Source organism: Streptomyces sp. NPDC091371, assembly GCF_040684275.1.
Taxonomy (GTDB): domain Bacteria; phylum Actinomycetota; class Actinomycetes; order Streptomycetales; family Streptomycetaceae; genus Streptomyces.
The window spans coordinates 262,060-275,360 of the sequence record NZ_JBFBFP010000003.1 but is presented as its reverse complement, the minus strand read 5'-3'; the positions used below and the strand labels follow the sequence as shown (position 1 = coordinate 275,360).

At 73.6% G+C, this 13,301-nt stretch carries 13 protein-coding genes; 4 read left to right on the top strand and 9 right to left on the bottom strand.

Annotated elements, in window-relative coordinates; translation table 11 throughout:
* Positions 1–16: 16 nt before the first annotated feature.
* Positions 17–649: an HAD family phosphatase gene (locus AB0O21_RS06530; RefSeq protein WP_365167130.1), complete on the top strand. Its 633-nt coding sequence runs from the start codon at positions 17–19 to the stop codon at positions 647–649.
* Here the strand turns inward: AB0O21_RS06530 and AB0O21_RS06525 are convergent.
* Both AB0O21_RS06525 and AB0O21_RS06520 read right to left on the bottom strand, forming a co-directional pair.
* Positions 630–3,014: a polysaccharide lyase 8 family protein gene (locus AB0O21_RS06525; protein WP_365166966.1), complete on the bottom strand. Its 2,385-nt coding sequence runs from the start codon at positions 3,012–3,014 to the stop codon at positions 630–632. The two genes, AB0O21_RS06530 and AB0O21_RS06525, sit on opposite strands and share 20 nt — an antisense overlap.
* A gap of 107 nt (positions 3,015–3,121) precedes the next feature.
* Positions 3,122–4,267: a substrate-binding domain-containing protein gene (locus AB0O21_RS06520; protein WP_365166964.1), complete on the bottom strand. Its 1,146-nt coding sequence runs from the start codon at positions 4,265–4,267 to the stop codon at positions 3,122–3,124.
* Positions 4,268–4,401: 134 nt separating this feature from the next.
* On the opposite strand from AB0O21_RS06520, the gene AB0O21_RS06515 reads away from it, so the two are divergent.
* The gene (locus AB0O21_RS06515) at positions 4,402–6,201 is read left to right on the top strand and encodes a beta-galactosidase family protein (RefSeq protein WP_365166963.1); all 1,800 of its coding nucleotides are present in this window, start codon (positions 4,402–4,404) and stop codon (positions 6,199–6,201) included.
* 12 nt (positions 6,202–6,213) lie between these two features.
* Here the strand turns inward: AB0O21_RS06515 and AB0O21_RS06510 are convergent, their stop codons facing one another.
* Genes AB0O21_RS06510 through AB0O21_RS06490 form a run of 5 tightly spaced genes read right to left on the bottom strand, consistent with a single transcriptional unit; the run spans position 6,214 to position 10,193 of the window.
* Complete coding sequence (locus AB0O21_RS06510) at positions 6,214–7,524, bottom strand: MFS transporter (RefSeq protein WP_365166961.1); 1,311 nt, start codon at positions 7,522–7,524, stop codon at positions 6,214–6,216.
* On the bottom strand, positions 7,524–8,630 hold the full coding sequence (locus AB0O21_RS06505; RefSeq protein WP_365166959.1) for a PLP-dependent cysteine synthase family protein: 1,107 nt from the start codon (positions 8,628–8,630) through the stop codon (positions 7,524–7,526). The genes AB0O21_RS06510 and AB0O21_RS06505 overlap by 1 nt, the downstream gene beginning before the upstream one ends.
* 51 nt (positions 8,631–8,681) lie before the next feature.
* Positions 8,682–9,062 (bottom strand): hypothetical protein, encoded by a 381-nt coding sequence (locus AB0O21_RS06500; protein WP_365166957.1) that lies wholly within the window; start codon positions 9,060–9,062, stop codon positions 8,682–8,684.
* Positions 9,063–9,115: 53 nt separating this feature from the next.
* Entirely contained in the window at positions 9,116–9,316 is a 201-nt protein-coding gene (locus AB0O21_RS06495) for a DUF5988 family protein (RefSeq protein ID WP_365166955.1), read from the bottom strand.
* Positions 9,317–9,329: 13 nt separating this feature from the next.
* Positions 9,330–10,193 (bottom strand): DUF2182 domain-containing protein, encoded by an 864-nt coding sequence (locus AB0O21_RS06490; protein WP_365166953.1) that lies wholly within the window; start codon positions 10,191–10,193, stop codon positions 9,330–9,332.
* Between the two features lie 129 nt (positions 10,194–10,322).
* Here AB0O21_RS06490 and AB0O21_RS06485 point away from each other — a divergent pair, with 129 nt between their 5' ends.
* Positions 10,323–10,979: a DUF1326 domain-containing protein gene (locus tag AB0O21_RS06485; RefSeq protein ID WP_365166951.1), complete on the top strand. Its 657-nt coding sequence runs from the start codon at positions 10,323–10,325 to the stop codon at positions 10,977–10,979.
* 182 nt (positions 10,980–11,161) lie between these two features.
* Here AB0O21_RS06485 and AB0O21_RS06480 read toward each other — a convergent pair whose 3' ends face one another.
* Together AB0O21_RS06480 and AB0O21_RS06475 are read right to left on the bottom strand one after the other, a co-directional pair.
* Positions 11,162–12,400: an MFS transporter gene (locus AB0O21_RS06480; protein WP_365166949.1), complete on the bottom strand. Its 1,239-nt coding sequence runs from the start codon at positions 12,398–12,400 to the stop codon at positions 11,162–11,164.
* A 91-nt stretch (positions 12,401–12,491) separates the two neighbouring features.
* On the bottom strand, positions 12,492–12,842 hold the full coding sequence (locus tag AB0O21_RS06475; protein WP_365166947.1) for a metalloregulator ArsR/SmtB family transcription factor: 351 nt from the start codon (positions 12,840–12,842) through the stop codon (positions 12,492–12,494).
* A 182-nt stretch (positions 12,843–13,024) separates the two neighbouring features.
* On the opposite strand from AB0O21_RS06475, the gene AB0O21_RS06470 reads away from it, so the two are divergent.
* Positions 13,025–13,264, top strand: coding sequence for a chaplin (locus AB0O21_RS06470; protein ID WP_365166945.1), 240 nt, complete (start codon positions 13,025–13,027; stop codon positions 13,262–13,264).
* Positions 13,265–13,301 lie beyond the last annotated feature (37 nt).

Below are 13,301 nucleotides of genomic sequence, written 5' to 3'. Positions count from 1 at the left end.
CGCCGTGTTGTTCGACATGGACGGAACCCTCGTCGACACCGAGCCCCTGTGGTGGCGGGCGGCCGAAGCCGCAGCACGCTCCCTGGGGCACGTGCTGACCGGGGCCGACGGGCCGGCCGTGGTGGGGCGTTCGACCGCCGACGCGGCCGCGCACCTGCACACGGTCAGCGGCGGCGCGCGCACGGTGGAGGAGATCAGCGGGGCGCTGCTGGCGGGGTTCCACGAGCGCGTCGCCCGCGGCTGCCCCCGGCTCATGCCGGGCGCGCCGGCGCTGCTCGACGCGCTGGCCGGGGCCGGGATCCCGCTCGGGCTCGTCTCCGCGTCCCCCCGTCCGATCGTGGACCTCGTCCTGGCCGGCCTGGGACCGCACCGGTTCGCCGTCACCGTCGCGGACGGCGAAACCCCGCGGACCAAGCCGCACCCCGACCCGTACCTCGCCGCGGCGCGGGCCCTGGGCGTCGACCCCCGGTCCTGCGTGGCCGTGGAGGACAGCCCCACGGGTACGGCCTCCGCCGAGGCGGCGGGCTGCGCCGTGCTGGTCGTGCCGTCCACGGTGCCGGTGCCCGCGGCCGCCGGACGACTGGTCGTCGCCCGGCTGACGGGGGTGGATCCGCCGTTGCTCCGTTCGATCAGCCCAGCGCGACCCTGATCTTCTGTGTGGCCCCGGCCTTCCCGGTGAGGTCCCCGAAGGTCAGGGTGAGGGCGGAGCCGGTGGCCGCGGAGGTGACGGTGGCCGGCTTGGAGACCACCGAGGCCACGGGGCGGTTCCACGTGACGGTGAGCCCGTTCTGCATCCGCATCGGGTCGCTGACGCAGAGGGTCGCGGTCCCGTCCCCGTGCTCCCGGACCAGTACACAGGCCGGGGCGCTCGCGGTGAGCGTGCCGACGGTACCGGCGAACCAGAAGTTGACGGCGGTGACGCCGAGCGAGGGGACCGCGATGGCCTGCCGGGCGTTGTCGTTGGCGAGCAGGGTCAGCCAGCCGCCGTCGGCCGCCCGGGCGGCGGTGGCGGCGGCGGTGGCGCCGGGCATCAGGACGTAGGAGCAGGCGGCGTCGACCGGGTCGACGCCGTGGTCGAACCACAGGGTCAGGTAGCGGCGGGTGACCGGGTCGGTGGCGCCGCCCGTGTTGATGTCGCGCCAGGAGCCCGTCCGGGCCTCGCGCAGCGCTCTGACCGTGGCCCCGCCGGGGAACACGTACCCGCCGTGGCCCGCGATCTGCGCCCACGTGGTACCGGTGAGGGTGGCCGACCAGCCGAGCGCGGTGGGCTGGGCGGCGCCGTTGACGGTGAGGGCGTGGCTGCCGGCGGCGCCGAGGTTGCGGTTCTCGACCACGGTCTCGACCGCGGTGCCGTCGGTGGAGCGGACGGAGCCCGCCAGGCAGACGACGGAGTCGGCCAGGCAGAACCAGGACTTCTTGGCGTACAGCGTGCTCGACAGTCCGCGGATGAACTGGCCGAGCGCGGCGTACTCCCCGTCCGTGGCCCCGCCCACCCAGTTGACGTCCGGCCTCGGCAGCCCCCAGGCGCCGCCCTCGGCGTCGGCGAGCGCCTTCTTCGACACCGTGGTCCCCGGCAGCCGGTACGGGTCCACGGTGGGCCAGAAGGCGTCCGTGTACTGGCCGTTGGCGTACGTGTTCCCCCACCACTGGAGCATCCCGGCCCCGGCGTGCCAGCCGCGCAGGTTCTCCCCGTTGCCCGTCTCGTACAGGCCCATCCGCTTGGACGCCATGCTGATCGAGGCCGCCCAGCCGGGACGGCGGTGGACGGCCCGGTCCATGCCGGGGAAGAGCCCGTGACCGGTCGGCTCGGCGATCGCGGTGACGGCGCCGTCGTCCTGTACGGCCTTGATCCGGGCCAGCGCGGCGACGCTCAGGTCGGTGTCGGTGAGCACGGGGCTGTAGTAGTCCCGCTGAGTCCAGCCCTTGACCAGCCCGCGCCAGCGCTGGTTCTCGGCGGCGCTCGCGGCCGTGCCCAGCAGGGCGATGGAGGCGAGGACGCCGTGGCCGCGGCCGTGGTCGCCGCCCTGGAAGCCGTACGTGTTGGTCCTCGGGTTGCCTCGGCTGGTGGAGCGGCCGGAGACCGCGTCCATCATCAGGCCGTTGTAGAGGAAGGGTGCGAAGGACTTCTCCACGGCGTCGAGGACGAGCTGCCGGTCGGGGTCCGTGACCGCCCAGGCGGACCCGCTCAGCAGGGAGAAGAGGCCGGCCAGGCCGCCGAGCAGGACCGCGCCGTAGGAGCCCGTGTAGGAGAGGTGGGTGTGCTGGACGAACGACCCGTCGGCGTAGAAGCCGTCCCCGCTGGTGACCAGGGGGAAGACGGGGGAGAGCGCGTCGCGGGCCAGGGCGATCTTGGCCGCGTTCCTGCCGAGCACGCCCCGGACGGCCAGCGAGCGGCACAGGTCGACCCGGTTGGCGCCCGTGCTGGTGCCGGTGTACTGGGCGACGGTGGAGTCCGGGACGAACCGGTCGACGGCCGCGAGGTGGTTGGCGAGCTGGGTGGCGGACAGCTGGTCGTAGAGGATCGTGCTGATATCGAGGAGGGTCTGCGGGGAGCCGATCTGGAAGTCCCACCAGTTGCCGAACGGGCTCTTCGACGGGTTGTAGGCCTGGGCGTGGAGGTGGTCGAGGCCGGCCTTGATGTCGGTGAGCAGCGCGGTGGCACCGGTCAGGCCCGTGCCGGGCTGGGCGTACGCCTGGGCCATGGTGCTCAGCCGGTAGTAGCTGGTGGTGATCGAGCTGGAGGCGGTCAGCGGCAGGTCGGGCCAGAGGGACCCGCTCACGGGCGCCATCGTCGAGCGGAACCCGGTGGCCTGGGTGCCCAGCAGCGCCAGCTTCTCCGCGAAGGGGGCGCCCGCCGGGTCGAAGCCGGTGCCCAGCACCATGTCCCGCCACCTGAGCCGGAGGGTGTCGTACGCGTCGGCGGCGCAGGCGGTGCCGGCCTGGGCGGTCGTGCCCAGCAGGGCGGCGCCGGTGGACCGGAGCAGGAAGGAACGGCGGGACCATGGGGTGGACACGGAGCCTCCAGAGCTGGGGCGTGACCGGCGCGCCGGACGGCGGCGCCACGGCGGTTTCTAGCACGCGATCGAAATGATGCTCAAGAGGCACGTAGGGATCGATTCGTTCAAACGGTCAACGCGCGTGTGATCGCGCCGCCGCAGGAGTCGCGGACGCGCAGCTCGGGCAGCAACTCCACGTGGTGGCGCGGCGCGTGCGCCGGGTCCCCGCCGTCGAGCCGGCCGAGCCGGTCGAGCCGGTCGAGCAGCAGTCCGGCGGCCGCGGCGCCCACCGCCCGCCGGGGCGGCGCCACGGCGGTCAGCGCCGGCTCCGACAGCCCCGCCACCTCGTCGTCGTACACCACCAGCGCGAGGTCCTCGGGCACCCGGATCCCGAGGGCCTGGAGGCGCGGCAGCAGGACGACGGCGTCGGCGTCGCTGTGCACGAGCGCGGCGGTGACCGCGTGTTCGCGCACGCAGCCGCGCAGGTGCTCCAGGGCGAGGTCGTAGCGCTCCGACTCGGAAGCCGCGGCGCCCGGGTCGAAGCCCGGCGCGGGCGCCGGGGGGAGGCCCAGGGTGGTCAGGGCTGAGGTGAAACCGGCCTTCAACTGCCGGGCGTGCGGGCTGTCCTGGAGCGCCAGCGCGATCCGCCGGTGGCCGAGCGCGGCCAAGTGGTGGACGGCGGAGCCCGCGCCGTGCGCGGAGTCCGAGCGCACCCGGTCCAGGGCGTCGGCCGGGCTGCCGGTCCGCGTCCACCGCTCGACCAGCACGGTGGGCACCGCGGCCTCCAGGACCGCGTCGGCCCCGCCCGGGCCCGGCGTCCCGTCCTCCCGGCTGGGGGTCACCAGCAGGCCGGCGGCCCCGGCGGCGACGAGCCGCCGGATCTGGCTCCGGTCCTCGTCGGGGAAGTAGCCGGACAGGCCCAGCACGAGCCGCGCTCCGCGGGCGGCGAGCACCGCGCGGGCACCCTGGACGATCTCGGAGAAGGAGTAGTGCATCGTCGGTACGACCATGCCGACCACCGTCCCCGCCCTGGCCCGGCGGAAGCCCGGGGCGGGGACGGCCGGTGCGGGCGCCGGCCGGCCGCTGCCCGGCCACACCACCGATCCGTGCACGCGCCCGAGCCGCCCCTCGGAGACGAGGAGTTCCGCGTCCCGGCGGGCGGTGACCATGGAGACTTCCAACAGGGCGGCGAGGTCGGCGATACTCAGGCTTCCGTGTGCGCGGGCGATGGCGATCGCCCGTTCGTGGCGTGCGCGGACGTGGTCTCGCACCTGGGCTCCTCAGGACATCGGGCGATTGTATTGATCGATCGCTCTTGACGTTCGTATCGACCATTCCCTAGATTTCGGCGCGACGGAAGTGCTTTCCGCCTTCTCGCCGAAACGGACCGAAGAGAGCAGCGCGGATGCCTCAGTTCGACGTCACTCCCAGCGGCTTCCTCCTCGACGGGCGCCCCCACCAGGTGCTCTCCGGCGCGCTGCACTACTTCCGCGTGCTGCCCGGGCAGTGGCCGCAGCGGCTGCGGATGCTCCGCGCGATGGGCCTCAACTGCGTGGAGACCTACGTCCCGTGGAACCTGCACGAACCCGAGCCGGGCGTCCACCACGACCTCCCGGCGCTGGGGGAGTTCCTGACCCGGGCGGCGGAGGCCGGTCTGCACGCCATCGTCCGCCCGGGCCCGTACATCTGCGCCGAGTGGGAGAACGGCGGGCTGCCGGCCTGGCTCACCGGCCGGGACGACGTCCGGCTGCGCTGCCTGGACGAGCCGTACCTGGAGGCGGTCGACCGCTGGTTCGACGTACTGGTCCCGCTGATCGCCGAGCACCAGATCACGCGGGGCGGCAACGTCCTGATGGTCCAGGTCGAGAACGAGTACGGCTCCTACGGCTCGGACCAGGCCTACCTGCGGGACCTCGCGGACGGGCTGCGGCGGCGCGGCATCGACGTACCGCTGTTCACCTCGGACGGGCCGGAGGCCCACATGCTCACCGGCGGCACCCTGCCCGGGGTGCTCGCCACGGTGAACTTCGGCAGCGACCCCGAAGGCGCCTTCGCCGCGCTTGCCGCACACCGGCCCCAGGACCCGCCGTTCTGCATGGAGTACTGGAACGGCTGGTTCGACCACTGGGGCGAGCACCACACCACCCGGGACGCGGCCGACGCCGCCGACGTCCTGGACCGGATGCTCGCCGCCGGCGCCTCGGTGAACGTCTACATGGCGCACGGCGGCACCAACTTCGGGACCTGGGCCGGAGCCAACCGCGGCGGCCCGGACCACGCCGGAGCGCACGCCCCCACCGTCACCTCGTACGACTACGACGCCCCGGTCGACGAGCGCGGCGCGGCCACCCAGAAGTTCCACCGCTTCCGCGAGGTGCTGGCCCGGTACGCGAAGGAGCCGCTCCCGGAGATCCCCGACCCGGCGCCGCTGCTGCCGCCCGGCGGGGTGCGGCTGACCGAGTCCCTGCGGCTGTTCGACGTACTCGACGTACTGAGCCCGGACCCGGTGGCCGTGTCGACGCCGCCCACCTTCGAGCAACTCGGCCTCACCCACGGCCTGGTGCTCTACCGCACCGTCCTGCCGGGCCCGCGCCCGCCGCTGCCGCTCACCCTGGACGGCCTCGCCGACCGGGCGCACCTGTTCCTCGACGGGAAGTTCGCGGCCGTCCTCGACGAGGACCGTCCGGCGCTGGAGGTGGCCGTCCCGGGGGAGCGGCGCCCGGTCGACGTCCTCGTGGAGTCCATGGGGCGGACCAACTACGGCCCGCTGCTCGGCGAACGCAAGGGCATCGTGGGCGGCGTCCGGCACGCCCTGCAGTGGGTGCACGGGTACGAGGCCCACGCGATCGACGTGGCGGACGCCGTCGGCCGGCTGCCCTGGGGCCGTACCGAGGGCGCCGACCCGTCACTGCCCGACGGCGGCCCGGTCTTCCACCGGGGCTGGTTCGAGGTGGCCGCGCCCGCCGACGGCTGGATCGCCCCGACCGGCTGGAGCAAGGGCTACGTCTGGGTCAACGGCTTCTGCCTGGGCCGCTACTGGGAGCGCGGCCCGCAGCGCTCGCTCTACCTCCCCTGGCCGCTGCTGAGGCCGGGCCGCAACGAGATCGTCGTCCTGGAGCTGGAGGGTGCGGGCCCCGCCGCCCTGGCGATCCGCGACGAGCCCGATCTCGGGGACCCGTCCCCCACGCCGGGGCGGCAGAGCTGAAGCAGCGTCAGATCAGACGGCCACCTCCCGGCGCCGCGCGGCGGCGCCGGGCGCCGCGAGGCGGCCGCTGCGCTGCAACCCGTAGAGCGCGGCGGCGCACCCCAGGCCCAGGGCGAACAGCGCCAGCCACGGGAGCGCGGAGACGCCGGCGGCCCGGGCCGCGTCCAGCGCCGCGCCCGTGAGCAGGTTGCCGAGCGCGATGCCCACCCCGCAGAGGGTGTTGTAGAACCCGTAGTGCGTGGCCACCAGGCGGTCGCCCGAGAGTCGGACGATGGTGTCCATCTCGAACGGGTACGCGATCATCGTGCCCAGCGCGAGCAGCAGGGCGGCCAGCGCCGGGGGCGCCGCGGCCAGCACCCACAGCCCCGCCCCGCCGCCCGGCACCGGCACCGCCGTCGCGGCCAGCAGCGGCAGGAAGGCCGCCGCCATCGTCAGCAGCCCCCAGACCAGCGCCCGGCCCGGCTCCATGCGGGCCTTGCACCAGGCGGTGACCCTGGTCTGGAACAGGATCGTGCTCAGCCCGGACACGGCGAACAGCACCGCCACCGCGGCCGTGCCGCCCGCGCCCTCGCCGCCGAGGCGCCGGACCTCCAGCGGCAGCGCCAGGTAGACCTGGAAGGTCATGACGTACGAGCCGATCATGGCCAGGGAGAAGAGCAGGAACGGGCGGTTCGCGAGGATGCCGCGCCATTGGGCGAGCACGCCCTCGGGCCGGCCGCCGTCCGGCCGCCGGGCGCCGGCGTCGTCCCCCCGGCGGGCGGGCAGCGACCGGATCTGCACGAGGCTGAGCACGGCGAAGATCCCGGCGGCGACCAGGCAGGTGACGCGGAAGTCGACCCCCGTCAGCACCAGGCCCACCAGCGGGCCCAGCAGGATGCCCGCCTGGTAGTAGACGTTGAACAGGGCGAAGGCCTCGACCCGGCGCTCACCGGCGTCCACGGCCAGGTACGCCCGGGTGGCCGGGTTGAACAGCGCCCCGGCCAGACCGGTCGCCGCGGAGGCGCCGAGGAGCGCGGGCACGGAGTCGACCAGCCCGAGGGTCGCGAAACCGGCGGTGCGCAGCACCAGCCCGGTGATGATCATCGGCTTGTAGCCGAACCGGTCGGCGAGGGTCCCGCCGATCAGGAACATGCCCTGCTGGCTGAAGTTGCGTACGCCGAGGATCAGCCCGATCGTCCAGCCGGCGAGCCCCAGCGGCCCCGCGAGGTGCGCGGCCAGATAGGGCATGAGCATGTAGAAGCCCAGATTGATGGTGAACTGGTTCACCATCAGCAGCTGGACGCTGCGCTCGTAGGTACGGACCTGTGCGATGGTGCCCTTCATCAGGCCCGCTCCTCCGGGCCGTTCGCGTCAGCGCTGAGGGTGAGCGGGTCGACCACCGTGGCGCACCGGGTCCAGCGCGTGACCTCCTTCTCGTCCAGCCGGCCGATCGTGTCGGGCTCGGCGGCCGGAGGCCCGTCGAGCAGCCCGTGGGCCGCGCAGTAGTCGTCGTCGTACACGGTGCTCAGGTAGCGCTGGGGCCCGTCGGGGAAGATCGCCGCGATCCGGGTGTCCGCGGGCAGGGTCCGGGCCAGCCAGCCCGCGACGAGCGCGACCGCGCCGACGCTCCAGCCGCCCGTGGCGTAGTGGGACGCCGCGAGCTGCCGGCAGGTCCAGACGGCCTCGGCCGGGGCCACCCAGTGCACCTCGGAGAACTGCTCGTAGGCGACGTTGCGGGGGTAGATGCTGGACCCGAGCCCGCGCATCAGCCGGGTCCGGGCGGGCTGGCCGAAGATGGTCGACCCCACCGTGTCCACACCCACCAGGGTCAGGCCGGGGTAGAGCTGCCGCAGTACGCGGGAGACGCCCGCCGAGTGCCCGCCGGTGCCGACGCTGCACACCAGGACGTCGATGTGCCCCATCTCGGTGGCCAGTTCGAGGGCGAGCGGGGTGTACGCGGTGGTGTTGTCGGGGTTGTTGTACTGGTCGGGGCACCACGCGCCGGGGTACCGCGCCAGCAGCTGGGCGACACGGTCGCGGCGGGCCTGCTGCCAGCCGCCGGTGGCGTGCGGTTCGGAGACCACGTTGACCTGGGCTCCGTACGCCGTCAGCAGCCGGGTCATCGATGACTCCAGGCCCGGGTCGGTGACGAGGGTGACCGGGTGCCCGTAGACCATGCCGGCGAGCGCGAGGCCCAGACCGAGGGTGCCGCTGGTGGACTCGATGATCCGGGCCCCGGGCTTCAGGTCCCCGCGGGCGCGGGCCCGTTCGACCATGTGCAGGCCGGGGCGGTCCTTGATGCCGCCGGGGTTGAACCCCTCCAGCTTCGCCCAGAAGCCGTGTCCCGCCGGGGCCAGCGGCTCCGACACGTGGAGCAGCGGCGTGTTGCCGACCAGCCCCGACAGGGTCGTGCGGGCAGGGGTCGTCACGTCGTTGATCGATGTATGCATTTTTCCGCTCTCAATCGAAGATGCGTCAGGTGCTCGCGGGACAGGAGCTGCCTATACGCGCCATCGACACACGCTGGTCAGCGTGGAGCGGCCGGATCGGTCTATCGGTGAGAGGTGCGCACGGCGCGGCGCGGCCGGGCCCGCCGGGGAGACGGACACGGCGTCGGCGACGGGGAGCGGGGCTTCCGCCCCCACCGGGCTGTGGGTGCCGCCCTGGGACTGCGGGGTCAGCGTGGGTGTGGCGCAGGCGGAACCGTGCTCGGAATGCGCGGGCTCCTCGTGCCCGGCGGAGGCGGTGAAGGCCGTGTGCCCGAGGCCGTCGCCGTGCGGATAGGAAGAGCAGTGGAACGCCGCGAAGAGCAGTGCGGTGAGGACGGCCACGAGGGCACCGCGCAGCCAGGACGTGCCTGGGCGGGTGCGGGCTGTGACCATGCCGTGATCGTAGCGTCTCCCTCACGTGACCACAGGCTCCGATTCGGTCAAGGTCACTCGGCGATTTCCGTACGTTCCCACCACTCGTAGACGGGCAGTTGGCCTTCGGGGCCGTCCTGGGTCCGTGACGTGCTCCGGAAGTGCTCGTAGCCGCCGCGGTGCTGGATCTTGAGGTCTTCACCGGGGGTGGGGGCGGGGACGATCCGCTCGGGCAGGTCGCCCGGTCCACCCTCCAGCACTGCCTTGTTCGCCATGTCTCCGGTCCTCTCAGTGCGATGCCGTGCCCGGCAGCTGGTCCATGTGGTGCATGTCCATGTGCTCCATGTCCATCGACGGATCCGGGGCCTGGAGGCCCGGGAGCAGCCACTCCTGGAAGGGTGCGAGCACGGCCAGCACCAGGAACACGGCGCCGACCGCCCAGGCGAGCCACGGTCCCTGGCGCCACAGCTTCTCCAGGAAGATCACGGCGGACAGCCCCGCCATGGCGGCCACGTTCATCACTCCGAGCGGGATGAGGACGATCATCAGCCCCCAGCAGCAGCCGACGCAGTACGTCCCGTGGTGCGCGCCCACGCGCAGGTCCTTGGCCCACGGCCGGAAGCGGGAGTACCGCAGCAGCTGGAACATCGGGCTCCGGCAGTGCCGCAGGCAGACCGACTTCAGCGGCCCGAACTGCTGCACCGCCGCGAGCAGGAAGGCGCCCGCGCCGATCCAGCGGCCGGCCTCCGGACTGCCGTCGAGCAGCCGGTCGGTGGCGGCGAACAGCCCGTACGCGACCAGCCCGAACGCCGTCCACGCCAGCAGGTAGCCGACGAGGAACGAGGTGGTCCGGACGGCCCGGACCGGGCCCGCCGACGTACGGCCGATGGCCCGCACCCAGGTCACCGCGACCGGCGCCACCGAGGGCAGCATCATCGCCGCCATCATGACCACCCACAGCAGCAGGAACGGCGGCAGCGCCATGCCCATCGTGCCGGAGCCCGAGCCCGTCTCGCGGGACTGCGCGACCGTCACCGCCCAGGCCAGTGCGGCGAGCAGGGTCAGCAGGATCCACGCGAAGGCCAGCTCGCGCCTCGGCAGGAGGACGCCCGGTCCCGTGGGGGCCGGCGGCGCCAGTCGGACGTGCGGCATGGCACTCCTCCCGAACGCGCGAGGACACCTCCAGCACAGCACACAACCGCGGCCCGTGCCCGCCCGGCCTGGTCGACCCGCCGGTAGGAGCGGAGAATGAGCACAGGGACCTCCTGAGGAGGCGGGACCATGGCAGAGACCACAGCGACCGTTCCGAGATGGCACGTCACCGGGGACTGGTTCGACACGTGCAGGTGCAATATTCCCTGCCCCTGCGAGTTCGCGCAGCCGCCCACCTTCGGGGAGTGCGACGGAGTCATGGCCTGGCACGTCAATGAGGGGAGCTACGGCGACGTGCCGCTGGCAGGGCTCAACGTGCTGATCCTCGGTTCCTTCGTCGGCAACGCGTGGGCCGAACACTCCGATGCGTACGCGGCCGTCTTCATCGACGAGCGCGCGGACGGAGCCCAGCGGGAAGCCCTTGGGACGATCTTCGGCGGCCAGGGAGGCGGCTGGCCCGCACAGTTCCTGGCCACGTTCGGGCCCGAGGTGCGGGGCATGGACTTCGCCCCGATCGAGATGGAGGTCGACGCGGACCTCGGCGGCTGGAGGGCCGCGATTCCGGGCCGGGTGGAGGCCAGTGCCGTGGCCCTCGGCGGGCCGACCACACCGGAGGGCGCGCGGGTCCAGTCGACGAACGTGCCGGGCTCCGAGGTGGGGCCGGGCCAGGTCGTGACCTGGGGCCGGTCGACGGCGGACCGGGCCGACGCGTTCGGCTTCCAGTGGAGCCGCGAAGGCCAGTCCAGCAAGCACATCCCCTTCGACTGGAGCGGCCCCGACGACTGATGCCGAGGCGGGCGCTGCTGTCTAGTGCTGTGACCGGCAAGGTTCACCGGGTCACGGCGCCCGGCACGGCACCTCGCTGCGTTGTCGGACCGCGCAAGTACGTCCAGTACGAGCCGCGGCCCTCCGCCTTGCGATGCACCGCACCGGACACCGCGACCCGGCAAACCTTTCCGGCCACAGCACTAGGCGGGCTGGTGTACGGCCGGTACGGGTGACGGGGTCCGCGGCCAGATGAGGAGTGCGGCCGTGGCCGCGCCCAGGGAGATCACGCCGAGGACGGCGGCGGTGACGGGGAGGCCCGCGCCCGCGGCGAGCCAGCCGGCCAGGGGGTAGGTGAGCAGCCAGCAGCCGTGGGACAGCGAGAACTGCGCGGCGAAGGCGGCGGGCAGTTCGGCGTCGGCGGCGCAGCCGCGGACCACCCGCCCGCCAGGGGTCAGCACGGCCGAACAGCCGGCGCCGACGGCCGCCCAGGCCGACAGGAGGGCGGGCCAGGACCACGGGCCCGGGGTGGTCGCGGTGAGCGCGGCGACACCGGCCAGGACCACCGGGAGCGCGAAGGCGGCCGGGAGCATCACCGCCCGGTCGGCGAAGCGGCGCAGCAGGCGGGGGAGGAGCAGTGCGGTGAGCATCGAGCCGCCCCCGTACGCGCCCAGGGCCAGGGACACGGCGCTCGCCGGCCGGCCGAGGTGGTCGCGGACCAGGACGACGGTGTCCACGAACACGATCGCTCCGGCGGCGGCCGCCGCGAGGTGGAGGGCGAGCAGGGCCCGCAGTCGCGGGACGTCCCGGAACAGCCGGATGCCGGACGAGGCCCCGGCACGGACACCGGCCGTCCGCTCGGCGGCCGGGACCGGCCGGGGCAGCACGGTGGACACGATCAGGGCCGCGGACGCGAGGAAGCCGAGCGTCGTTCCGGCGAACAGCCAGTCGTAGGAGACCAGGGTCAGCAGGGCCGCGGCCAGGGCCGGGCTGAACAGGCTCTCCAGGTCGTAGGCGAGCCTGGTCGTGGACAGGGCCCGGGTGTAATCGCCTTCGGCGGGGAAGATCGCGGGGATGACGGCCTGGAAGGCGGGCGTGAACACCGCCGACGCCGACTGGAGGAGGAAGACCAGTGCGTAGACCTGCCAGATCTCGGTCACGAACGGCAGGGCGAGCGCGACCGCGGCGCGGACCAGGTCCGTCGCGGCCAGCAGGGTCCGGCGCGGGACCCGGCGGGCCGCGGCGCAGGCCACGGGGGCGATGGCGACGTAGGCGACCATCTTGATCGCCAGCGCGGTCCCGAGGACCGCGGAGGCGTGGTCCCCGGCCAGGTCGTAGGCGAGCAGGCTCAGCGCCACGGTGGCGAGTCCGGTCCCGCCCAGGGCGACGGCGTGGGCGGTGAACAGGCGGCGGAAGGTGCGGTTGCGCCATACGGACAGCATCGGCGGCCCCGTCCCTGGTCGGCGGATCGCTGGGACGGATCCATCGTAGCCAACATGTGCGCACCCATGCACGTATCGGGGGGCGACCTCCTCAGTCGTGCGGAGGCAGGGAGTCGAGCTCGTGGTCGGCGACGTTCAGCGCCTCGTCGACCAGTCGGCGCAGGTGTCCGTGGCGCAGGGCGTACACGACGCGCCGCCCGTCCTTGCGGGCGGTGACCAGGCCGGCGAGGCGGAGCTTCGCGAGGTGCTGGCTCACGGAGGGCCGGGCCGCGCCGCACGCCTCGGTGAGGGTGGTGACATCGGCTTCGCCCCGGCCGAGCTCGTCGAGCAGTGCGAGGCGGGTGCGGTCGGCGAGCAGGGCCAGCACGGACGCGGCGGCCTCCAGCCGGTCATCCCGCCGCTGCGCATCCCGCGCACCTGCCGGGTGCCTGCCCTCGCTCATGGGCACATCGTAGGGCGCGGGCGCGGATACCTCCGAACGGAGGTGTACGGGACACCTCTTCGGGGGAACCGGGCCGCGCGGGCCCTGGCTCGCGGCCGTCGGCTGCCGAAGGAACGGGGGATGGCCCCGGTCGGGGCCGTGCGGAGCTCCGGCTCCGCTGAGTCATTGCGAGGAGATGTCACATGCTGCGTATGTGGAAGAGCGCGGGCCTTGCCCTGGCGGCCGGTCTGGTGGTCATCGGCGGTGCGTCCGTGGCCTCGGCCGACGCGACCGCCGAGGGCGTCGCGGCGCTCTCGCCGGGCGTGCTGTCGGGCAACCTCGTCCAGGTGCCCGTCCACGTGCCGATCAACGTGTGCGGGAACAGCATCAACGTGATCGGCCTGCTCAACCCGGCCGCCGGCAACACCTGCGTCAACGTCTGACACTTGATGTCATGACTCCCGGCTCGTCCCGGCCGTG

Coding starts and splice junctions, on each gene's coding strand:
- AB0O21_RS06475 (WP_365166947.1), bottom strand. CDS start 12,842: ATGAGCGAGGGCAGGCACCCGGCAGGTGCGCGGGATGCGCAGCGGCGG.
- AB0O21_RS06495 (WP_365166955.1), bottom strand. CDS start 9,316: ATGGCGAACAAGGCAGTGCTGGAGGGTGGACCGGGCGACCTGCCCGAG.
- AB0O21_RS06470 (WP_365166945.1), top strand. CDS start 13,025: ATGCTGCGTATGTGGAAGAGCGCGGGCCTTGCCCTGGCGGCCGGTCTG.
- AB0O21_RS06515 (WP_365166963.1), top strand. CDS start 4,402: ATGCCTCAGTTCGACGTCACTCCCAGCGGCTTCCTCCTCGACGGGCGC.
- AB0O21_RS06490 (WP_365166953.1), bottom strand. CDS start 10,193: ATGCCGCACGTCCGACTGGCGCCGCCGGCCCCCACGGGACCGGGCGTC.
- AB0O21_RS06530 (WP_365167130.1), top strand. CDS start 17: ATGGACGGAACCCTCGTCGACACCGAGCCCCTGTGGTGGCGGGCGGCC.
- AB0O21_RS06505 (WP_365166959.1), bottom strand. CDS start 8,630: ATGCATACATCGATCAACGACGTGACGACCCCTGCCCGCACGACCCTG.
- AB0O21_RS06510 (WP_365166961.1), bottom strand. CDS start 7,524: ATGAAGGGCACCATCGCACAGGTCCGTACCTACGAGCGCAGCGTCCAG.
- AB0O21_RS06480 (WP_365166949.1), bottom strand. CDS start 12,400: ATGCTGTCCGTATGGCGCAACCGCACCTTCCGCCGCCTGTTCACCGCC.
- AB0O21_RS06500 (WP_365166957.1), bottom strand. CDS start 9,062: ATGGTCACAGCCCGCACCCGCCCAGGCACGTCCTGGCTGCGCGGTGCC.
- AB0O21_RS06485 (WP_365166951.1), top strand. CDS start 10,323: ATGGCAGAGACCACAGCGACCGTTCCGAGATGGCACGTCACCGGGGAC.